This is a genomic window from Streptomyces sp. NPDC000878, from assembly GCF_053599695.1.
The window spans coordinates 34,373-58,326 of record NZ_JBSFMT010000041.1 but is presented as its reverse complement, the minus strand read 5'-3'; the positions used below and the strand labels follow the sequence as shown (position 1 = coordinate 58,326).

2 protein-coding genes are annotated in these 23,954 nt (G+C 72.2%); both read right to left on the bottom strand.

Annotation, left to right across the window (positions count from 1 at the left end; translation table 11 throughout):
* Positions 1-139: 139 nt before the first annotated feature.
* Positions 140-1,381: a ricin-type beta-trefoil lectin domain protein gene (locus tag ACWDR4_RS30280; protein ID WP_450413276.1), complete on the bottom strand. Its 1,242-nt coding sequence runs from the start codon at positions 1,379-1,381 to the stop codon at positions 140-142.
* 128 nt (positions 1,382-1,509) lie between these two features.
* Positions 1,510-23,952 carry a hypothetical protein gene (locus ACWDR4_RS30275; RefSeq protein WP_450413275.1) on the bottom strand — a complete coding sequence of 7,481 codons (22,443 nt, stop codon included), beginning with the start codon at positions 23,950-23,952 and terminating at the stop codon, positions 1,510-1,512.
* Between the last annotated feature and the right edge of the window lie 2 nt (positions 23,953-23,954).

The following is a 23,954-nucleotide window of genomic DNA, read 5'->3' as shown; positions in this document are numbered from 1 at the left end:
GCAAGGGGGATGTGCCGGGGGCGCCGGAGCCATGGCCGGCGCCCTGACCTGGTGATCTTCATCGACCGCCCGGACGGACGAGATATCGCCCACACACAGCGAAATGCCGCCCACGCACAGCGAGGAACGGCATTTCAGGTCAGCGGGTGCTCCATTTCTGGTTGTCCGTGCCGCTGCACGTCCACAGCTGGAGCCGGGTGCCGTTGGCGGTCTTCTTGTCCTTGACGTCGACGCACTTGTTGGCCTGCGGATTCACCAGGTCGCGGGGCGTGGCGAGGATGAACTTCTGGGCCGGGTTGCCGCTGCACTTGGCCAGCTGGATGGCCGCGCCGTTCGCCGTGGAGCCCCAGGCGACGTCCATGCACATGCCCATGGCCCGCACGGTGCCGTCGGACTTGAACACCCACTTCTGCTGGGCCTTGCCGTTGCACGTCGAGATCTCCAGCGCGGCACCGTCCTTGGCCTTGTCGCCGACGATGTCGATGCACTTGCCGGAGGCGTGACTGTAGATGAGCACTCCGGGGATGACGGCCGGGGTCGTCGTCTTGGTGCCGCTGCTGGTGGTGCCGCTGTTGCCCGAACTGCTGCCGCTGGTCGTGCTCTTGGAGCCGGAGCCCGTGCTGCTCTTCGAACCGGAGGAGTTCTTCGACGAGTTGGAGCCGCTGCCGGAGCCCGTGCTCTGGCCCTTGCTTCCACTGCTGCCGCTGTTCCCGGCCGCACCGGCACCCGGGGCCGCGCCGCCCGCCGCGACCTTGCCGGTGTTCGCGGGGCCCTTCGATGCCTTCGTCGACGGCGTCGCCTTGCCGGAGTTCGGCTTCGGTTCGGCCGATTCGAAGGAGCCCGGGGCCACCCCGTCGAGCGAGTCGCCCAGCACCGTGTCGGCCGTGCTGCCCGAACCGGCCGTACGGACCGTGGAGTCGTCGTTGTTGCCGGCGTTGATCAGGAACGGCACCGACACCAGGAGCGCGCCCGCGATGGCCGCGGCGGCCAGGATGGCCCGGGACGGGCGGCCGGGGTGGCCGTCCTGCGCGGTGGCGGCGCTGCCGCCGTCGGAGTCGTCGCCGACGGTGACCACGTCGGGCACGGCAGCGGCACCCGCCGCACCGGCTCCGGCCGGGGTCTCACCCTCGGCTTCGGCGGTGGCGGTGGCGGCGCCCGGCTGGGACTCCGACTCCGACTCCGGCAGGGACTCGGGGTCGGGCAGGGACTCCGGGTCCAGTCCGGCATCCGGGGCCGGGGCCGACCCGGGCTCGGACACGGGTGGGGCAACTGCCGTGGCGGCGACCGCTGTTGCGGTCGGATCCGGTGCGGGCACGGTGGCACCGGGATCCGGCTCGGCGGCTGCGGACTGCCCTTGGGGGGCGTTCTGTGCGGCGGTCATGACGTCCTCCAGGCGGAGTGGCAGTGGGGGGCAGGGCCCACCGGGAACTGGGGTACCGAGTGGCGGGGCACTGGGTACGACGGGGGCCGGGGGTACGGCGGTTGCAGTGGAGATGTACAGGTCATGTCTCAGTCCGCCGTCGTGTGCTGAACGGGCGCTGAGTTCCCCACGCCGTCGAACCTGACGCGGATCGCTTCGCCGGGGAAGGAACCGTACCGGCGTTCGGTGGTACCCGGGCCGACGATCACGATATCCCGGCGGATGGCATGCGCCACCAGTGCGGCCACCGTGGCGACGTAGTCCGCCGAGTCCGCCGAGTCCGGCTGGTTCAGGAGGAGTTGGAGCCGCTGAACCGGGTCGAGCGACACTGGCAGCTGTCCGCCGAGCAGCGCGGCCTCCGCCTCCATGCTCGGCGTCACCTCGATGCCCAGCGAGCGGATTTCCGCCGGCGTCAGCGTGCTTTGGGCGGCCGGCAACCTGGCCCCCGGCGGGATCCCGTCCGAGCCCAGCTCCGCCAGGCGCGCACGCATCCAGTCGGGCAGACCTTCGGTGCTGTCGAGGGCCGTCAGCCGGTCCGCCGCGCCGGTTCCCTGGGACGTGTTCGCCGGCAGCGCGTTGAGCAGCGTGGCGGCGAACGAGCCGTCCGGGGTCACGCGGTCGGGGACGATGGTCCGGGGCGACGCGGTGCTGGCGTCGTAGTGCGTACGGCCGTTGTAGTAGACCTCGAAGGCCCGGGTCGCGTTCCGTGGGCCGATGGTTTCCGCCACCCGGTTCCCCCGGATCGGATCCTGCCGGGCCACGTCGATCGCGACGCCGAGCGCGTGGGCGACCAGCGGCAGGAACACCTCGCCGCCGATGGCCTCCCAGCGGTCGTCCCAGTTCTCCACGGCGTCCAGCACCCAGGCCAGTTCCTCGCTGGTGAACTGAATGGTGCTGTCCGCGTACACGGCGGCCAGCAGGGCGCGTTGCTGATCGTCGGTCAGGTCCGTCACGGCGGGCAGCCGGTTGTGGTCGCGGAGGTAGGCGAGGATGGCGGTGGGCGCGGCGTCGGCGACGTCGGCCAACTCCGACGGCGGCCCGTTGTCCGCCGCGTGCTGTTCGTCCAGCGCGTCACGGTAAAGATCGCGGAGTTCACGGTCCTCGAAGATCTGCGGGACCGTCACCTCGTCGACGCCGTGCTGGCGCAGCAGGGCTTCGATCTCCGGCCGGTCCATCGACTCCAGGCTGTCGGCGAAGGCCTGGACACGGTGCCCGCGGAACTGGCCGATCACCTCAAGGGGCAGGGTCCCGGCCGTCGTCTGCTCGTTGAGGTACCTCGCGACCAGCCCCCGCATCTGCTGTATCGCCTCCTCCGCCCGCGGACGCTTCTTCCTGTTCGCGGCTTCCCGCAGCTCCTTCCGGACGTTGCCGGGAAGGCTGAGCCACCTGTGGATGCGATCCTGCGGCGGGAGACCGAGCCTGTTCCGGATGTACACCGGATCGGCGGCGAGCACCGAGTACAGCAGACACTCCCCGTTCCCCCGGGACCCCACCAGCTTCCCCCGCGCGGGCGGGCGCGGTCCGACGCCCCCGCCCCCCGAACTCGACGGAACACCTTGACCACCACTCGACTTGGGCTGCGCCTTCGTCCCGGGGGAGGTGACCTTGCTGGGGGTGGTCTTGTTTTTGGTGGAGGCCAGGAACTGCGGGATGAACGAGGACGGCTTCTTGGCGCTGAGGGGCGAGGTGGGTGCGGGTGTGTCCTTGCCGCTGGGCGGCAGGACGGGGGCGGACGCGTCCTTGCCGCTGGGCGGCGGGATGAGCGGTGACGCGTTCTTGTCGCCGGGTGGCGGGGGCGGGGCGAGCGTGTCCTTGTCGCCGGGCGGCTGGATCAGGGTGGGCGTGGACGTGCTCGTCTCGCCGAATAGCGGGACGAATGTCGAGGCGTCCTTGTCGGTGAGCGGCGGGATGAGCGGTGGCGTGTCCTCGTCGCCGGGCGGGGGCACGGCGGACGGGTCCTGGTCGGTGAGTGGCGGGATCAGGGCGGGTGTCGACGTCGGCAGCCCGGTGAACGTGGCGTTGGTGTCGCCGAGCGCTGGCGGGATGGTGCCGTCGCCGTCGGAGGTGAGCGGGAGGGGGACGACGGGGGTCTCTCCGTCCCCGAACGGGGGCGGCGGGGGCGGCGGCGGTACGTGAGTGGCGTCCTCGTCCGTCGTGTTCGTCGCGGCGGGCCGCGGCGGGAGGTTGCGGGCCAGGGTCGCCCGGGCGGTGGGGTCCGGCCAGCGGGGCGGGGTGGCCGCCAGGGAGCCCGTCGGCACGTCGACCGGGGGTGCCGTGCGGGCGGTGACCACCTGGGCGGCGAGGGCGGCGAGGTCCCCTTCCGCGTCCGTCTGGACGCCCGCCGCGGCGGTCAGCCGGGCGAGCGCCGCGTCGGCCCTGTTCTCCAGGTCCTGGGCGTGCCGGCGAGCCTTGTCGAGTGCCGTGACGGCGGCATCGTGGAGGTCGGTGGCCAGGGTCAGGTCGGCGTGGGCCTGTTCGGCGGTCCGCCGGGCCTGCTGCTCGGTGGCATGCCGCTCGGGCAGGACACGCTGTTCGGCGTCCTCGGCGGCCTTGCGCGCCTCGCCCAGTTCCGCGTTGATCCCGTCGAGGTTGCGCTGGTGCTCCTCCTGGGTCTTCCGCAGCTTGTCGAGGGCCTCGTGGGCCTCGCGCGCCCGGATCTCGTCCGGCCGCTCCTGGCCGTCGGCGGTGGCCTGGTCGGGCTGCTGTTGCTGCGGTCCGGTCGAACGGTTGCGGTTGATGTCGGCGGTGACCGAGTCCGCGATCGTGACCTGGAGCTGCGCGGCCCGGATCGGCTCGGCCAGGTTGTCGATCTGCGCCGCCCGTTCGTCGGCGAGCGCGCCCAGGCGGTCGGCCTCGCCCCGTAGTCTTTCGCTGTCCTGCCGGGCCTGCTCCAGTGCTTCCTGGGCCGTTTTGACGGCCTCGTCGGCGGTCTGTGCCCCGGTCCGGGCGGTGTCGAGGGCCGTGAACGTGCGTCCGGCCTTCCCCTCGGCGTCGTCCAACGCGCCCTGGTACTGGATTCTGTCCAGCCGGAGAGCGGACTCCTCGTCGCGCGCCCGGAGTTCGGCCTCCGCCGCGTCGGTCAGCTCCGTGGCCCGCTGGTGGAAGTCGCCCCAGGCTGCCGGACCCGCGTCGCCGAGCCCCGTAAGAGCGCCGTCGGCCTCGAAGTTCCAGAAGGTGAGGGTGCTGTCGTCGGTGCGTACGACGAGTTCGACGGGCTTGCCGGCGATCTCGGCGGTGCGGGACGCCGTGAACAGGGCCCGCGCGAGTTGCTCCTGCCCGGCTTCGGTGGTGGTGTCGCCCATGGCGAGCCACAGTTCCGCCGCCGGGTCGGCCGCGTCGATCTGGGTGGCCAGCAGAGCGGGCAGGGTCCGCAGCGGATGCCGTGTCCAGTCCCGCAGTTCCGCGTCCGCGACGACCGGAGGGGCCGCTGCCGGATCCCCCTCCGTGGCCGTCCCCGCGTCCGGGTTCACGGCCTCGGCGGCGGCCCTCGCCTCGGCGTCCGCAGCCGCCCGTACCATCGCGGGCAGGTCGTACACCTGCGGCTGGGTACGCGGCGGAGTGATCCCGTGGCCCAGAGCGTCCCGCTCCCCGATGCGTACGGTCGCGGTGCCGGTGACGTACCGGACGCCCTGAGGGCCCCGGACGGTGAGGTAGGTGTCGACCAGCGCCTCGTAGGTCCGGGTGCCGCGCGCGCCGTTGGTGGGGGCGCTCGTGCTGCCGGTCTTGAGCCATTCGCGTCTGGTGCCGGTCCCGCCCACCGAACTGCCCGTCACCTGGGGCTGGCGGACCAGGATGGGGACGGTGGTGCCGCCGAGGGACGAGTCGGGGTCGTCGGTGCTGTAGGTGCCCTGGAAGCTGATGCCGCCGGTGGTGCCGCCGCTCCGGGACGAGCCGCTGCTGACCGAGGGCAGGTGCAGCCGGTCGAGCGTGACGTCCGCGCCCTGGGTGATCCGGCGCGGGTTGTGCAGGGTGACGGACAGGGCGGGCGGGGTGTCGGGCGCGGACTCGAAGGGATAGGCGCCGGGCATGCTGTCGGTGAGGCCGCCGGTGGTGCGGGGGTGGTCGAGGGAGATCTTGCGGGCCTGGATGAGTTCGCCGAGCCGGACGGCGGTGCTCGCGGCGGACGTCGACGTCTCGAGGGACCGCCAGCCGCGGTCCTGGCTGGGGGCGACGGTGTTCAGGGCGGTCGTCAGCTCCTGCCAGGCGTTGAACTCGAACACCGGCGCGGGACCCATCGGGACGAAGTGGGGGCCCTGGATGTCGGGTTCCGTCACGTCGACCGCCGGTGTCAGCGGTCCGGCCACCTCCTCGGCGGCGGCCGCCTCGCTGCCGGTGAAGCGCAGCGTGACGGTGGCCGGGACGGTCGTCGTGCGGGGCGGGCGGGCGCTCAGGGTGCGCCTGATCCAGCTCTCGGTCGCGGCGGTCTCCGTGTCCGTGTCGAACCAGGCGAGGACACCGCCCTGGAGGGTGCCGCCGACCAGGTTGGGCGGCCAGTCCGCGACGAGTTCGGAGCGCACGGAGGCCGTGAGGTCGTAGTCGAGGTCGAATTCGGCGGCGCTGTCCGTGCGCAGCCAGAACCGGTTCTCCGCCGTGGACACGGCCTTCGTGCCCCGGCTCTGCGTGCTGCTGACACCCAGCGCCGGACCGGCCCGGTCGGTACGGGTGTCCTGCGCCGGACGCGGGTAGCGCGTGGTCGGGTTGACCGTGAGGCCGTGCTGTCTGGTGGTGGTCGTGCCGGTGGTGACACCGGCCGGGGTGTGCGCGTGGTACTGCTCGATTCCCGTACCGGGCCCGGTGTTCCGGCCGCGCACTCCGCGCAGTTCGTTGGCGTCGCCGCGCGGCCGGGCGGTCAGACTGACCTCGACGAGACGGGCACCGCCGAGCGCGAGGTGCCGGAAGTGGAAGCGCTGGACGCTCTGCGGGCCGCGTCCCGGCAGGGCGAGCAGACCGGCTGTGGAGGTGTAGTCGGCGATCCGGGAGGCCACCCCGGGCAGATAGGCGGAGTGACCGGGCTGGGTGACGCCCGGAGCCTCGGCCTCGACCAGCGCGGTCAGTTGGGCCCGCAGCCGGTCCCGGCGCTCGGCGGCGGTGTCGTCGGCCGGGGTCTCGGCCGTGTCCTCGACCGGCGCCTCGGCCGTGTCTCCGGCGGGTTCAGTGGTGGGTTCACCGGCGGGCGGAGCATCCGCGGCGGGCGCCGGGTCGTCCAACTGCGTGACGGACAGCACGGCGGCCAGCCCCGGTTCCCCGGTGCGGGTGAAACGCTGGGGCAGCGGCAGCACCTTCGGCGCGGGCGCCGGGGGAGTGAGCCCCTGGACACCGGCGAACCACTCCTCGTGCCGGTTGAGTTGACCGTCCGTCATCAGGAACTGCACGGCCTGCGGCAGCTCGACGGCGACGGTGATGTCGGGCCCGCTGCCGAGCCCGAACGTGTTGCCGACCACGTTGCGGGTGCCGCGCCGGAGGGTGATCAGGATCGTCGCGTCGGCGCCGATCCGATGCTCCATGTCGCTCTCGGTGGACGTCCGGTTGACGGAGGTGCTGGCGGCGACCGTGCCGGAGTCCTCCGCCCTGCGGGCGTACGTGTACTTCGCCGACGGCCCGAAGACCGGTGGCGGGGCCGGTGTCGGGACCGGCGCGGTGGTCGTCCCCGAGCCCGGGGCGGGCGTGGCCGGAGGCACGGACGGCGTGGCCGGAGTCCTGGTCCCGGTGAGGGCGATCCCGCCCTGGTGGGTGCCGCTGACCGTCTTCTGCTGGGAGGCGGAGTCGATCGACGTGAAGCCGGTCTCCAGATACTGCTTGACGCTGTTCAGATGCCGCGCGTTGTGCAGCACGCCCTGGATCTCCAGCGAGTACTCCTGGTCGGCGCCGAGCCCGGGCAGGGTGATGCCCTCGACGACGTACCCGCCCTTGAAGATCTGGTGCGCGCGGGCGAGGAGATTGCCCGGAGACACCGCGGCCTGCTGCACCTCGGCGGCGATCGTGGTCGGATCGGTGGCGCTCTGCCCCGCCACACTCGACGCCACCGACTGGGCCGCGTCCACGAGCACCTGGTGGCTCACCGAACCGACTGCGGAGGTCAGGGACCCCAGCAGACCGGCGTCCGGATGCCCCGGATGGGTGCCCGCGGCGATCTGCCGCAGCGCCTCCTGGAGGATCTCCGAACCGCGGAACACCTCCACGACCGCGTCGTCCGGCAGCTTGGTGACCCCGTCCACCGGGTTCCCGTCGGCGTCGGTCATGGCCAGCCGCGCGTGATCGGCGTCCACCGGCTCCCGCAGGGTGGGCGCCGGCGTGGGCGCGGCGGGCGTGGCGGCCGGTTCCACGGTGCGCTCGTGGGGCACCGCGAGGGTGATCGTGCCGTCCACCGTCCGGGGCGCCGGTCCGGGCTCCGGCGGGTCCTCGCCGGGCGGCGTGTACGGGGTGGGCGCGGTGTCCTCGGCGAAGCGCTTGGCGGGCTCGGTGCCGGGGCCGTCGTACAGGTCGAGCGCGAACAGCGCCGGTACCTCGAAGACCTCGCTGCTCTGTCCGGAACTGATGATGAACTGGTCGTGCGACAAACCGGCGCCGACCGTCGTCGCATGGCCGATCTGCCCGGTGTACGAGTAGTCGGCGGCCCCGCCGAGGCTGCCCTTGCCGTTCGTGAACGGGCCGACGGGGCCGGAGGGGCCGCCGCCGATGCCCAGTGACCAGCCGTAGCCCGACGCCTTCTGTTCCGTGCCGCCCATGCCGAACGAGGCCAGGGCGACGTGCACGACGTCGGGGCGGGTGACGGTGTGCTCACTGGGAACCGTGGCCGGGGCGCGGACGGCGGTCAGGTTCAGCTTGATCCGATGCGTACCGCCCGTCGCGGTGGGCCGCTCCAGCCACAGGGGCTGGCCGCCGTCGACCATGGCGTCGGTCGCGGCCCGCAGCCCGATGTCGGAGCGGGCCTGTTCGAAGCGCCGCAGATTGTTCAACTGGGCCTGCACCAGCGCCTCGTCGGGCAGCACCCGGTTGCGGACGGGGGTGGTCGTGGCCGGCGGCAGGAAGCCGTTCTCGCGCAGCCACACCTCGGCGTGGGCGAACAGCGCCTGCGGGCCATCCACGGCCAGCGGGGTGGCGGAGATGCCGATGCTTTCGAGGTTCTCCAGCTCGGCGGGCAGTGCGCGCACCTCTTCGTCCCCTGGAGGGTGCCCCTGGGCCGACTCCCTGGTCAGCAGCCGCAGATGCATGCCGTTGGGCCAGGGATCCAGCCGATGGACGGTCGTGCTGCCGCCGGGCCGTACGAGGGTGACCGTGTGCCGGACGGTGGCGGGGGTGAGGAGATGGCTCCGGTTGGTGCGCAGGGCGTGCAGGACGGTGGCGGTGCCGCCGTTGCCGAGGCTGTCGCTGGTCTGCCAGCGCACACTGCCCTTGCCGGTGAGACTCCCGCCGATCGTGTTCGACGCGTCGGGGTGGTCCACCGCGTGGTCCCCGGTGAGGGACGGGCCCACGCCGAGCTCGACCCCGACGGAGTTGGTGATCTTTGCCTGGCCGTCCACCTTCACGGTCTGGAGGAGATGGCTCTCCAGGTTGATCTTCGCGTCCTGGCTCTTGTGCGTGGGCGTCCCCGGGGTGACCTCCGTGGTCACCTGGAACATGCCGATCGCCCGGCCCCGGGAGTCAAGGAGCACCGGCGAGAAGATGCCCCCCGAACGCTGCATGGGCAGCGTTCCGCGCAGCACGGGCTCCGACAGGAACGCCTCCAGCTCCTGGGCGGAGGAGTTGCTCATGGTGGCCAGATCGTCGTGGAAGGCGTTCAGCACGGACTCCAGCAGCAGCTGCGGCTCCGCGACGGTGTCCACACCCCACAACGGCAGATCGTCCAGCCCGGCCGCCTCCGGCAGCGGTGTCCCGGACGTGTCGGCCACGGCCAGATGGTGCGGGAACCAGACGGTGACCGGCCCATGGTTCTCCGCCGGCCTCCAGAGGCCGCCATGGGCAGCCATCCGGGGCGTGTCGACCCGTACCTCCCAGTCCGAGGTGAAATCGAACGCCTGCGCAAGCTCGTTGCTGCGCTGGGCGGTGACGGTCTGCACGACCTGGGTGACCGACGTGGACAGCGACAGCTGGTTGTGCGTCAGGGAGAGGGAGGGGCCGAACTCCCAGCCCCGCAGCGCCCCTGGCTTGGGGATGGGCAGCGAGATCGACCAGGGCACCGGCATCGTACGGTAGTTGCCCGAGGACTCCGAGTTCCCCGACTCCTGCGCACCGAGCCCGCGCCGCTCCACCCGCACATCGGGGTCGGTGACGTCATGGGTGCCGTAGCGCGCCGACGACACGGGCTCGCGCAGCCCGAGCCGTACGTCCACGGTCCGCTCCCGGCCCTCGACGGTGACCGTGACGCGATACCCCAGACTGCTGCGCAGATAGGGCAGCGCGATCACCAGCTGCTCGGCGCTGAGCCGGTCCCGCAACTGGACGAGCACCGGATGGTCGTCGGCCACATCGGTGAAACCCAGGGCGCGCAGCACCTGTTGGTGTACGCCGTCCACCACCTGCGGGGGCAGCGGCTCGACCTGGACGAGGCCGACGTTGCCGTCGTGCTGGCTGCCGTAGTGCTGCACGAAGGGCGAGGGCGGGGTGGGAGCGAGTGGGTCGGCGCCCAGGCCGGTACCGGTCTCGGGGCGCGTCCCCGGGGCGTCGGTGTCGCCGACCAGCGCGTCTATCAGGGCCAGGTGGCGCGGGCGCAGGCCGCCTTGGGCGTAGTGCTGCTGAGCGTCGGTCGCGGCGGCTTCGGTGCTGACGGAGTCCGGTACGGGACGTCCGTAGTCGCCCATCAAACTGCCCTCGACCCGGGGGCGCCCGGGCGAGGTGGCGTCCCGGTACTCGTCGCGCAGCCCCAGCTGGTGCCCGATCTCATGGACGAGGTCCTGGTCCGAACCGTCCGTGCGCCACACGTGATGGGACATGCGGCGGCCGTCGTCCGGCCCGGCCAGCTCCACCTTCAGATGCGCCTGCCCGCCCGGGGGTACCGGCACGACGGTGACATGGACGCGATCCCCGCTGGGGAGCCGGTGGTTGGGGGAGTTGAAGACGCGCTCGACCCCGGCGGCCATCCGGTCCCACACCGCCTGCCGTTCCGCCTCCGGCACGGCATCGGCGTTGGTGAACTCCACCTCGACCGTGAGATCGGTGACCGGTTCGCCGTCGTGGGTGAAACGCCGTACGTCGAACCCGGACCGGACGATGTACTGCATGGGCGAACCGTCGGCCGCCGTCGGCCTGGACACCGGGTCGACCCAGGTGTGCGAACGCGGCACGGGTACGGCATCGGCACGCGCCGCATCCCACCCCGCGGGGGGCGGTGTCGGCGACGGCACGTCGTACGGTGCCTGCGAGGTGGCCGTGACCTGGACGGGGGCGGGCGGATCGGCGTCCGCGCCGGCGTTCAGGATCGGAGAGGAGGCGCTGGCGTCGTAGTGCGAACCGCCGTTGTAGTGGACCTCGATGGACCGGGTCGCGTTCGCCGGCCCGACGGTGTCCACCACCCGGCGCCCCTGGAATCCCGCCATCTCCCGGGCCACGTCGACCGTGATCCCGAGCGTGTGGGTGACCAGGGGCAGGAACACCTCGCCGCCGATGGCCTCCCAGCGGGCCTCCCAGTTCTCCACGGCGTCCAGCACCTCGGCGAGTTCGGCACTGCTGAACTGCGCGGTGCTGTCCAGATAGACGCCGGCCAGCAGGTTGCGTTGCTCATTGTCGGTCAGCTCCGCCACGGCGGGCAGCAGACCGTGCTGGTGGAGATGGGCGAGCATGGCGGTGGGTGAGGCGTCGGCGGCGTCGACGGCGGCCTGCTCCGCCGACAGCCCGTTGGCTGCGTTCGGTGTTAGCAGCGCGCTCTGGTAGCGGGTGCGGAGGTCGCTGTCCTCGAAGGTCTGCGGGACGGTCACCTCGCTGACGTCGTGTTCGAGCAGCAGGGCGTCGAGTTCCTGGCGGTTCAGCGACGGCAGTCCGTTGCTGAAGGCCTGGGCACGGCTCCTGCGGAACTGGCCGAGCACGGCAGGGGGCAGAGTCCCGTTCGTCGTGCCGTTGTTGAGGTACCCGGTGACGAGCTGCCGCAGTTCCCGGATCGCCACGTCCGCCTGGTCATGGTGCACCTGGGTGAGCGCGACGTTGTGCAGGTCCCGCCGGACGTTCCGCGAACCGAGCCACTCGTAGGTGGCCGGGTCCCGCTGCGCGAGGCCGGGAATGCTGTCCCGGATGTGCACCGGGTCGGCGGCGAGCACCGAGTACAGCAGGCACTCCCCGTTCGCCAGGGACCCCACCAGCCGCCCCCGCGCGTGCCGGGGCTGCACCACGCCCCCGTTGCCCCCGGCCGACGAAGTACCTTCACCGCCGGGCGACTTGGTCTGCTTCTTCGCGGCGGAGCCGTTCTTGCCGGATGTGAGAACCGGCGGTGGCGCGGTGAAGGTGGTGCTCGCGCCGTTGCCGGAGGACCCCAGCGGCGGTACGGGTGTTGGCGTGTCCTCGCCGCCGGGCGGTGGCGGCGTCAGTTCGGAGGCGGCGGGCTTTTTCGGCGCCTCCGGTGTCTTTGGTGTCTTTTGCTTGGTGGTCGGTGGGGCCGGGCGGACGGTGCGGGCCGCGGTGGGGTTCGGCCAGCGGGCCGGGGTGGCGGCCAGGGAGCCCGTCGGTACGTCCACCGGCGGTTCGTTGTGGGCGGCGGACACGCCGGCCGCGAGGTCGGGGAGTGCCTCCTCGGCGGCCGTCTGGACGCCGGTCGCGGCCCGCTGGCGGGCGAGGGCCTCCCGGGTCCGGTTCGCCAGGTCCGCGGCGTGCTCGCGTGCCTGGTCGCGTTCCTCGACGGCGGCACGGCGGTCCTCGGTGGCCCGGGTCAGGCCGGCGCGGGACCGCTCCGCGGCCCGCTGGGCCTCCTGTACGGCGGCACGCCGCTCGGGCAGGGTGTGCTGCTCGGCGGCATCGGCCGCTGCCCGCGCCTCTGCCAGCGTGGTGTTGATGCCGTCCAGATTCTGCTTGCGCCCGTCCTGGTCCGCCCGCAGCCTGGCGAGCTCCTCCTGGGCCTCACGGGTCCGGATCTCGTCCGGACGTTCCTGACCGTCGTCGGCGGGCCGGTCGGGCTGCTCCCCGGCGGTGCGGTTGCGGTTGATGCTGGCGGTGACCGACTCCGCTTCCCTGACCCGGAGCTCCGCCGCACGGATCGCCTCGTCGAGGGAGCGGATCCGTGCCGTCGGTTCGCCGGCGAGCGCTGTCAGGCGGGTGACCTCCCCCGTCAACCGGTCGCTGTCCTGCTCGGCCCGCTCCAGGTCCTTCTGCGCCTGGACGACGGCCTTTTCGGTGGTGCGCACCCTGTCACGTGCGTTGTTGCGGGCCTGGGCCGCGAGGCCGACCGCCTCCTCGGCGTCCGCCAGCAGGTCCTTGTGGATGTCGCTGTCCAGCCGGAGGTCGTACTCCTTGATGCGCGCCTCCAGTTCGGCCGCCGCCGCGTCGGCCAGCGCGGTGGCCCGGGTGTCGAACTGCTGCCAGGCGTCGGCGGTGGCCGGGTCGAGTGTCGTGAGGCTGCCGTGGGGGCCGAAGTGCCAGCGGGTGAGCGTGTTGTCGTCGGTGCGCAGGACGAGTTCGACGGGCTTGTCGGCGATCGCGGCGGCGCGCGACGCGGCGAACAGGGCCCGCCCGAGGTCCCGTTGCCCGGCGGCGGTGTCGATCTCGCTCACGGCGAGCCACAGTTGGGCCGCCGGATCGTCGGCGTCGATCTGGGAGGCCAGCAGACCGGGCAGGGTGCGCAGCGGATGCCGGGTCCAGTCCCGCAGCTCGGCCGGCGCGACGACTGCGGATCCGGTTCCCTGATCCGCGTCCGCGTTCGCACTCGCGCTCGGTGCCGACTCCCGCGCGGCCCTGGCTTCGGCGTCCGCCGCCGCCCGTACCATCGCGGGCAGGTCGTACATCTGCGGCTGGGTACGCGGCGGAGTGATCCCGTGGCCGAGGGCGTCCCGTTCCGCGATGCGCAGGGTGGCGGTGCCGGTGACGTGCCGGGTGCCGACGGGGCCCCGGACGGTGAGGTGCGCGTCGACCAGCACCTCGTACGACCGGGTGCCGCGCGAGCCGTCGTCGGGGGCGGTCGTGGTGCCGGTCTTGAGCCACTCGCGGCTGCCACCGGCGCCACCCAGGGAAGTGCTCGCCGTCTGCGGCTGCCGGACCAGGAGGGGGATCGTGGCGCCGACGAGCGACCGGTCGGGGTCGTCGGTGCTGTAGACGCCCTGGAAGCTGAGGCCGCCGGTGATGCCGCCGCTCATGGACGAGCCGCTGCTGACGGAGGTGATGCGCACCCGGTCGAGCGTGACGTCCGCGGCCTGGGTGACCCGGCGCGGGTTGTGCAGTGTCACGGACAGGGCGGGCGGGGCGGTGGGGTCGGTCTCGAACGGGTAGGCGCCGGGCATGCTCTCGGTGAGCCCGCCGGTGGTGCGGGGGTGGTCGAGGGAGATGTCCCCGGCCTGGATGAGTTCACCGAGCCGGGCGGCGGTGCTCTCGACGGACGTCGACGTGTCGAGCGAGCGCCAGCCGCGGTCCTGGCTGGGGGCGACCGTGTTCAGCGCGGTGGTCAGCTCCGACCAGGCATTGAAGTCGAACACCGGTGCGGGCCCCATCGGGACGAAGCGGGCGCCCAGCGGGCCGGGGTCCTCCTCGCCGACCGTCGGCGTCAGCGGCTCGTCCACCTGCTCGGCGTCGGCCGCCTCGCTGCCGGTGAAGCGCAGGGTGACGGAGGCCGGCACGGTCACGCTGCGGTACGGCCGGGTGCCGAAGACACGGCTGATCCAGCTCTCGGTGACGGTGTCCGCGTCGTTCCAGGCGAGGACCCCGCCCTGGAGGGCGCTGCCGGGCCAGTTGGGCGGCCAGTCCGCGACGAACTCGGAGCGGACGGAGCCCGTGTAGTCGTACTCGATGTCGAAGTCGGCCGCGCTGTCCGTGCGCAGCCAGAACCGGTCCTCCGCCGAGGACACGGCCTTCGTGCCGTAGCTTCTCGCGCTGGTGGCGCTCAGCACGGGGCCGCTCCGGTCGGTACGGGTGTCCTGGGCCGGGCGCGGATAGCGCGTGGTGGGGTTGACGGTGAGACCGTGCTGCATGCTGTTGGTCGTAGCGGTGGTGACACCGGCCGGGGTGTGCGCGTGGTACTGCTCGATTCCCGTACCCGGCCCGGCGTTTCGGCCACGTATATTGCGCAGCTCGTCCGCGTCCGCGCGCGGCCGGGCGGACAGGGTGACCTCGACCAGCCGGGCGCCGCCGAGCGCGAGATGGCGGAAGTGGAAGCGCTGCGCGCCCCGCGGGCCGCGTCCCGGGAGGGCGCGCAGACCGGTCGTGGAGGTGTAGTCGGCGATGCGGGAGGCCACGCCGGGCAGGTAGGAGGCGTGGCCGGGCTGGGTGACGCCCGGCGCCTCGGCCTCGACCAGCGCGGTCAGTTCGGCCCGCAGCCGGTCCCGGCGCTCGATGAGATCGGGGGTCTCGTCCTGAGTGGGAGCGCCGGTCTCCTCCTCGGCGGCGGCGCGGGCCTCGTCCCCGGTGGGAACGGGAGCGGTCGTCGGCTCCCCGGCGCTGTTGTCGGCCGGTCCTTCGGCGGTGCCGGGGGCCGGGCGCATGGCAGGGTCGTCGGCCGACGGCTTGGCGGGGTTTTCGGCTGTCGCCTTGGGCTTGGCTTCCGGGGCGCCGAACTGCGTGACGGCCAGCACGGCGGCCAGTCCCGGTTCCCCGGTGCGGGTGAAACGCTGGGGCGGCGGCAGCTCCTCCGGCGCGGGCGCCGGGGGAGTGAGCCCCGCGACGTTGGCGAACCACTCCCCGTCCCGGCTGAGTTGGCCGTCCGTCATCAGGAACTGCACGGCCTGCGGCAGCTCGAGGACGAGGGTGGTGGTGGCCCCGCTGCCGAGGCCGACCGTGTTGCCGACCACGTTGCGGGTGCCGCGCCGGAGGGTGATCAGGATCGTCGCGTCGGCGCCGATCCGGTGTTCCATGTTGCTCTCGGTGGACGTCCGGTTGACGCCGGTGCTGGACGCGATCGTGCCGGAGCCCTCCGTCCTGTTGGTGTACGAGTACTTCGCCGACGGCCCGAAGACCGGCGGCGGGGCCGGCGTCGGTGCCGGCGTGGTGGTCGTCCCCGGGGGCGGGGCGGGCGTGGCAGGAGCGGCGGGAGCCGTGGCCGGGGTCCTGGTCCCCGTGATGGCGGCCCCGATCTGGTGTGCGCCGCTGACCGACTTCTGCTGGGAGGCGGAGTCGTTGGCGACGACGCCGGTCTCCAGGTACTGCTTGGCGCTGCCCAGGTGTCGCGGGTCGTGGAGGAAGCCCTGGATCTCCAGCGAGTACTCCTGGTCGGCGCCGAGCCCGGGCAGGGTGATGCCCTCGACGACGTACCCGCCCTTGAAGATCTGGTGCGCGCGGGCGAGGAGATTGCCCGGAGACACCGCGGCCTGCTGCACCTCGGCGGCGATCGTGGTCGGATCGGTGGCGTTCTGCCCCGCCACGGAGGTGGCCACGAACCGGGCGCCCTGCGTGACGGAGGACGCCACGTACCGGGCGCCTCCGGCGACGGAGGACGCGACGTACTGGGCGCCTCCCGTCACGGACGACGCCACGAACTGGGCGCCGTCCACGACGACTTGGGGGATTCCTGTACCGGTGGCGGCATCGGTACCGGCGTTGGTGGCATTGGTGGCCGGGGCGGTATCGGTGGCGGCTGCGGCGATGGTGGTCGGGTCGGCCTTGGGGTCAGCCTTGGGGTCGGCTTTAGGGTCGGCCTTGGGGTTGGCTTTTGAGTCGGCCTTGGATTCGGCTTTCGGGTCGGCTTTCTGCCGTTCCCGAGGAGGCCCCTCGATGAGCCGCCGCAGCGCGTCCTGGAGGGCCCCCGAGCCGCGGAACACGTCCACGATCGCGTCGTCCGGCAGCTTGGTGACTCCCGGCATCGGGCTGCCGTTGGCGTCGGTCATGGCCAGCCGCGCGTGATCGGCGGCCACCGGCTCCCGCAGGGTGGGCGCCGGCGCGGGCGCGGGCTCGGCGGCCGGTTCCAGGGTGCGGTGGTGGGGCACCGCGAGCCTGATGCGGCCGCTCACCGTCCTGGGCGGCGGCGGGGCGGGTGTCGGGGTCTCGTCGGGCGCCGTGTACGGGGTGGGCGCGGTGTCCTCGGCGAAGCGCTTGGCGGGCTCGGTGCCGGGACTCTCGTACAGGTCGAGCGCGAACCGCGCCGGTACGTCGAAGACCTCGCTGCCCTGCCCGGAACCGATGAAGAACTGGTCGTGCGACATACCGGCGCCGACCGAGGCCGTATGGCCGGTCTGCCGACTGTACGTGTAGTCGAGGGCCCCGCCGAGGCTGCCCGAGCCGTTCGTGAACGGGCCCACGGGCCCGGAGGGACCGCCGCCGAAACCCAGCGACCAGCCGTAACCGGACGCCCTCTGCTCCGTGCCGCTCATGCCGAAGGAGGCGAAGGAGATGTGCTGGATGTCGGGGAGGGAACTGATGTGGACGCTGGGCACGGCGGGGGCAGGGGCGACGGTGGAGTCGGGTCCGGCGTCCGGACCGGTGGCGGTAACGCCACCCGTCTCCGCGTCCGTCTCCGTCTTCGCGTCCGCGCCCGTGTCACGGACGGCGGTGAGGTTCAGTTTGACGCGGCGGGTGCCCGTGGCGCTGGGGCGTTCGAGCCACAGGGGCTGGCCGCCGTCGACCATGGCGTCGGTCGCGGCCCGCAGCCCGATGTCGGAGCGGGCCTGTTCGAAGCGCCGCAGATTGTTCAACTGGGCCTGCACCAGCGCCTCGTCGGGCAGCACCTGGTTGCGGACGGGGGCATTGACGTCCGGCGGCAGGAAGCCCTGGGCACGCAACCAGACCTCGGCATGCGCGAAGAGCTCCTGCGGGCCTTGGACGGCCAGGGTCGTGGCCGTGATGCCGATGCTTTCGAGATTCTCGAGTTCGGCGGGCAGTGCGCGCCGCGTGTCGTCGGTCGACGGCACCCCCTCGGCGGACTCCCGGCTCAGCACGCGCAGGTGCATTCCGCCCGGCCACTCGTCGAACTCGCGGACGGTCGCGCCCCCGCCGGGCCGGATGAGGGTGACCGTGTGCTGGACGGTCGCGGGCGTGAGGAGGTGACTCCGGTTGGTGCGCAGGCCATGCATGACACCGGCGGTGCCGCCGTTGCCGAGGGTGTCGCTGGTCTGCCAGCGCACACTGCCCTTGCCGGTGACCCCACCGGCGAGCATGCCCGACGCGTTGGGGTGATTGAGGGCGCGGTCGGCGGTGAGGGACGGTCCGCCACCGAGGTCGACCCCGACGGAGTTGGTGATCTTTGCCTGGCCGTCCACCTTCACGGTCTGGAGGAGATGGCTCTCCAGGTTGATCTTCGTGTCCAGGCTCTTGTGCGTGGGCGTCCCCGGGGTGACCTCCGTGGTCACCTGGAACATGCCGATCGCGCGCCCCCGGGAGTCAAGGAGCACCGGCGAGAAGATGCCGCCCGAACGCTGCATGGGCAGCGTTCCGCGCAGCACGGACTCGGACAGGAACGCCTCCAGCTCCTGGGTGGAGGAGTTGCTCATGGTGGCCAGATCGTCGTGGAAGGCGGCCAGGACGGACTCCAGCAGCAGCTGCGGCTCCGCGACGGTGTCCACTCCCCACACCGGCAGATCGTCCAGGCGGGCCGCGTCGGGCAGCGGAGTCCCGGACGTGTCGGCCTCGGCCAGGTGCTGCGGGAACCAGATGGTCACCGGCCCATGGGCCTCGGCCATACCCCAGTTGGGGGGCGCCGCCATCCGGGGCGTGTCGACCCGCATCTCCCAGTTCGATGTGAACTCGAACGCCTGCGCAAGCTCGTTGCTGCGCTGGGCGGTGGTGGTCTGCACGACCTGGGTGACCGAGGAGGACATCGACAGCTGGTTGTGCGTCAGGGAGAGGGAGGGGCCGAGATCCCACCCGCGCACCGCGCCGGCCGCGGTGACGGGCAGCGTCAGGGACCAGGGCACCGGCACCGTACGGTAGTTGCCCGAGGACTCCGAGTCCCCCGACTCCTGCGTACCGAACCCGCGCCGCTCGACCCGCACATCGGGATCGGTGACGTCATGGGTGCCGTAGCGCCTCGACGCCACGGGATTGCCCAGCGCGAGCCGTATGTCCACGGTCCGCTCGCGCCCGTCGTGGGTCACCGTGATGCGATGGCCCATGCTGCTGCGCAGATAGGGCAGCGCGAGCACCAACTGCTCGGCGCTGAGATCCTTCCGCAACTGGGCGAGCAGAGGATGGTTCACGCGCTGCGCTTCGGGGATGCCCAAGGCCCGCAGCACTTGTTGGTGGACGCCGTCCACCACCCGGGGCGGCAGCGGCGCGACCTGCACGAGGCCTACGTTGCCGTCGTGCTGGTTGCCGTAGTTCTGTACGAAGGGCGAGGGCGGGGTGGGGGCGAGCGGGTCGGCGCCGGAGACGGTACCGGTCTCGGCGCGCGTCGCCGGAGCGTCGGTGTCGCCGACCAGTGCGTCGATCAGGGCGAGGTGGCGGGGGCGCAGACCGCCCTGGGTGTAGTGCTGTTCGGCCTCCGTCTCGGCGGCTTCGGCGGTGACGGAGTCCGGTACGGGACGTCCGTAGTCGCCCATCAAGCTGCCCTCGACCTGCGGGCGTTGGGGTGCGGTGGCGTCCCGCGACTCGTCACGCAGGCCGAGCTGGTGGCCGATCTCGTGGGTGAAGTCCTGGCCCGCCCCGTCAAGTCGCCAGACGTGGTGGGAGGTTCGGGCACCGATGGCCGGATCGGCCAGCTCCACCTTCAGATGCGCCTGCCCGCCCGGGGACACCGGTACGACCGTCACATGCAGACGGTCGCCGTTGGGGAGCCGGTGGCCGGGGGAGTTGAAGACCTGCTCGACCCCGGCGGTCATCCGGTCCCAGACCGCCTGCCGGTCCGCTTCCGGCACACCGTCGGCGTTCGTGAACTCCACCTCGACCGTCAGGTCGGTGACCGGTTCGCCGTCGTGGGTGAAACGCCGTACGTCGAACCCGGACCGGACGATGTACTGCGTGGGCGAACCGTCGGCCGCCGTCGGCCTGGACACCGGGTCGACCCAGGTGTGCGAACGCGGCACGGGTACGGCCTCGGCACGCGCCGCATCCCACCCCGAAGGGGCTGGTGCCGGTGTCGGCGACGGCGTTGACGATGTGTCGTCGTCGTCGATGGTCGGGTCGTAGACGCCGGGCGGGAGCACGGCGGTCGGCAGGATGCGGTTCAGGGCGGTCGACTGGGCGTCCAGTTCGACCGAGGGAAGGTGCAGCAGCTGGGAGAGGCCGGGGTAGTGGGGCGGCAGGACGGGGCCGTCCGCCGGGTGGGGCGTCGTGGGCGGAAGGTGCCAGTCGGAGTGCGCCTTGCCGATCACGACGACGTAGTCGTCATTGCGGCCGGCCCGGTCGCGCTGCACCGTGAGGGCCGCGTAGGCGTTGAACTTCACCGCCCGTTCGTAGCCTCCCCAGCCCGACTTCATCGAGGCGGCGGCGGGCAGACCGTCCAGGGCGACGACCCGCACTCCGTTCGCGCGGGCGGCCTCCAGGGTCTCCATCAGCCCGGTGGCGGCCGGCGAATTGTGCGAGGAGTCGTACAGCGTGGCCATCCGGCGCAGTTCGACGGGCATGGGCGCGGTGGCCGGAGCCTGGAAGTAGGCGTCGAGCGAGGGCTGGAAGCTGTCGCCGCGCAGCGCCTCCACGTAGATCGTTCCCACGCCCTGGGCCCGCAGCGCGGCCATGTTGTTGATCAGGAAGGGCCAGCTGGTCGAGGCGCTGTGCGTCTCCCCGAGGATCAGACCGTGGTGCGTGTTCAGCAGCGCGGTGGCGCCGGTGAGGGCGTCCGGCGCGGCTTGCAGGGTGGTGTCCACCGCGGCGAGTTCCACCGGGGTCAGCGAGGGGGTCCGGTTGTCCGACTGCCGCGTGATCTCGGCTTCCAAGGCTCGTGTCCGAGCCTCCTGCCCGCGCCAGAAACCCTCCGTGCGGTGGTCGAGCTGCCCCACCGCCTTCCACCAGGCGGCGCTGTCGAGCAGTTGCATCTCGGGATGCGCCTCGTTGATGGAGTCCCTGATCTCCGTCCTGAGCGTCATCCGGGTCAGCTGGTCCAGATTGCCGGAGGTCACCGGGTCCCAGTCGGTCTTGAAGGTGGTCCCGGCCTCGTTCATCCGGATCCCGGGCACCGGCCCGGTCGTGTTCATCGCGCCCGCGACCTGGACCAGCCGATCGGTCTCCGCCTGCTTGGGCTTCATCCAGCGGTACGTCTTGTGTACGAAGTTCCGCCTGGGCGGATAGACGAGGGAGGGCCCGGCAGGGCTGGTCAGCAGGTCCTGCGGCGGCCGGGGCCGGCCGAAACCGAACACCCCGCCGCGCAGCCGTGGCCGCAGGACGAGGTCCGCCTCGTCGACCTCCGACGACGGCGCGTCGACCTCCAGCACCGTCAGCTGGTTGATCACATCGGTGACCCAGGACTGCGCGTCGTGCATCCGCCCCTGCGCCTCGGCCCACTCACGGCCGTGCGAGGTGCCCTCGCCCGAGGCGCGCAACGACTCGGCCTCCTCGAACGCCGCCTGCGCCTGCCTCAGCGCGGTCAGCGCCGAACCGTACTCGGCCAGCGCCTGGTCAGCGTCGTACCCCGCGAGCTCCCGCCGGTACGCGTCCGGCGACTCCGCCGGATACTCCACCGACGCATGGTCGTCCGCGGGTTCGGCCGGGACCGCCCGGCCCTTCCCCTTGTCCACGGCGGACGGTTGTACCGCGTCGGCGTCCAGGTCGGTGTCCTGGTCGGCGTCCGTCTCCGGCGACGGCACGGGCTGCGCTACGGAGGAGGGCGCGGCCGGGGAGAGCCCCGTCAGCACGTCGTACGGCGCCTGCGAGGTGGCTGTGACCGGGACGGGGGCCGGCGGGTCGGAGACCTCGGCCCCCTCAGAGACCTCGGAGACCTGGGGATCCGCGTCCGTGTCCGGGGCCGACCCCGGGTCGACGGCCGACGGTCGGGACTCGGTGACGATGCGCGACGGCGCGTCGATGTCGGCGGTCGGCGTGCCGACCGTGCGGACGGAATCCGGTCCGGGGGCGGTGTCCTGGTCCTGGTCGGCCGGGGAGCCGTCGAGCTGGTCGCTCAGGTCCAGCCGGTCGTTGATCCGCTGGACGAGGTCTGCTTCCGAATCCGCCTTCAGACGAGCGCGTCCGCCGGGAGGTACGGGGACGACGGTGACCTGGACGCGGTCGCCGTTGGGGAGCCGGTGGCCCGGGGCGTTGAAGACTCCTTCCGCACCGGCGGCCATCCGGTCCCACACCGCCTGCCGGTCCGCCTCCGGGAGGTCGTCGGCGTTGGTGAACTCCACCTCCACCGTCAGCTCGGTGACCGGGTCGCCGTCGGCGCCGGTCCGGCGTACGTCGAAACCGGACGTACCGGCGTCGGCGCCGGAATCGGCGTCCGCACCCGACCCCGTCGGGGCCGCACCGCGCTGCGACGGCTGAGGGCCGGATGCCGACGCGGGGGACTGCTGCGAGCCCTGGGAGGAAGCAGGGGAAGAGGCGGAAGGGGAAGCGGAGTTGGGGGCAGGGGCGGGGGCGCTGCCGGTCGGGATCGGAGTGGCCGCGACCGGCCCCATGACGGAGTCGGCGCCGGACCGGGACCCGGAGTCGGTGCCGGAGCCGGAGCTGATGCCGTTCCCGGAACCGGAGTTGGCGCCGGAACCGGAGCCGATGCCGTTCCCGAGCCCGGAGTTGGCGTCCGAGCCGGAGCCGATGCCCTCCCCGAGCCCGGAGTTGGCGTCCGAGCCGGAGCCGATGCCCTCCCCGAGCCCGGAGTTGGTGCCGGACACGGTGTTGATCCCGGACTCGGACGCGGAGTTGGCATCGGACTCGGACGACGTCTCCGTCAGGGACTGTGTGCCGTCCTCCGACGATGTCGTACGGGCGGGATCCGGAGCCCCGTTCCCGGTGTGCGACGAACCGGTGGTCGGTACGGAGGGCGAGGTCGGCGTGTCCGACCCGGCGCCCTGGATCTGGCTGTCGGAGTCACCCGTACCGCCGGTGTCCTGGGAGCCCACGCCACCGGTCTCGGCGGCTTCCTGCGTGGCGTCGTCGGAGGACTCGGCCGTGTCGTCGGAGGCACCGTCGGCCCCTTGGTCGGAGTCCGTACCGTTGGACTGGTTGCCCCGACTCCCGCCCGGGGACGTGGAGTTGTTCCCGGAATTGCTCCCGGAGTTGCTTCCCGACGTACTGCCGGGGGAGGAGGCGCCGCTGCCTCCCGTGGACGGTGTTCCCGTGCCGCCGGAGGACGTGGTGGACACCGTCCCCACACCGCCGAGGGCCCCGACAGCCCCCAGACCGCCGACGACGCCGATACCGTCCACCCCGGCGATGCCACTCGTCGACAGGTCGATGGAGCCGGTGCCGTTCCCGGTTCCGATGCCTCTCGTGATGTCGCTGTCGGAGTCGCCGCTGTCCTTGCTGCCGCGGCCCGTGCCGTCGGTGCTGTCGTCCCCGGTGACCGGCAGCACGTTGACGCTGGAGAAGTCGAAGTTGGAGCCGAACTTGTTGGCCATCGACGACGCCCCGTCGAACAGCGCCGAGGTGACCACGGAGCTGACGCCCGCGCCGACGAAGGTCTCCCAGCTCCCTTCCCACTTGCCCTCGAAGATCCCGTTGACGAAGATCTCCGCGACCGCCTCCGACCCGCCGGCCACCAGGAACTCGTTCGCGCCGTCGACGACGCCCCGGCCGAACTTGTCGGCCGTGGTCAGCTTCGGCGGGTTGTTGAACTTCGACGTGAGGTCGTCGGAGAAGTTCTTGGTGGTGGACTTGTTGAAGGGGTTGCCTCCCGGGCCGTTGAGGATGTTCTTGAAACCCTTGCCGAGGGTCTTGGTGAGCGAGTCGAACACCCCGTGGAACGCGCCGGTGAATGCCCCGAAGACACCGTCCTGGAGGATCTGCGACCAGTCGAAGTCGTCCGGACGGCGGCCCTCCGGAGCCATGGTCATCATCGCGAGCCGGACCACGAACGTCTGGAACGCCTCGTCGAACGCCTCCGACAGGCTCGGCATCACATGGGTGCGCTTGAGCAACTGGTCCAGGGTGGCCAGGATGGACAGACGGCTGCGGGCCTTCGCCGTGGCCACCTGGCTGGCGGACGTACCGCCGGTGAAGAAGGACAGCGCCGTGATGATCGCCAACTCGATGAGCAGCCGCACCAGTTCGGCGATGATCTGCCACTTCGACTCCATGATGTCCATGGAGGTCTTGACCCGGCCGTCGCCGACGTCGTCCAGCTGCTTGGAGAACTCCCGCAGATAGTTCGTACCGCCGTTGTCCACGAACAGCCGCATGGCCCGTACGTACTGCTGACCGACCTGGGGCGGCAGCGCGCCGCCGACGCCCCTGACGGACTCCTCGATCAGGTCGGAGAGGTCGCGGACGTTCTTGCCGAGCCGCCTGTACGGCTTGTGGCTCGCGTACGCGAGATCCTCGTCGGCCTGGAGCATCTTCTCGCCGATGAGCACGAAGAGCAGGTTGTTCAGCTCGGGCGAGACCATGATGCTCATGG

Excerpts from the sequence above, each read along its gene's own strand:
- ACWDR4_RS30280 (WP_450413276.1), bottom strand. The coding sequence starts at position 1,381 with ATGACCGCCGCACAGAACGCCCCCCAAGGGCAGTCCGCAGCCGCCGAG.
- ACWDR4_RS30275 (WP_450413275.1), bottom strand. The coding sequence starts at position 23,952 with ATGAGCATCATGGTCTCGCCCGAGCTGAACAACCTGCTCTTCGTGCTC.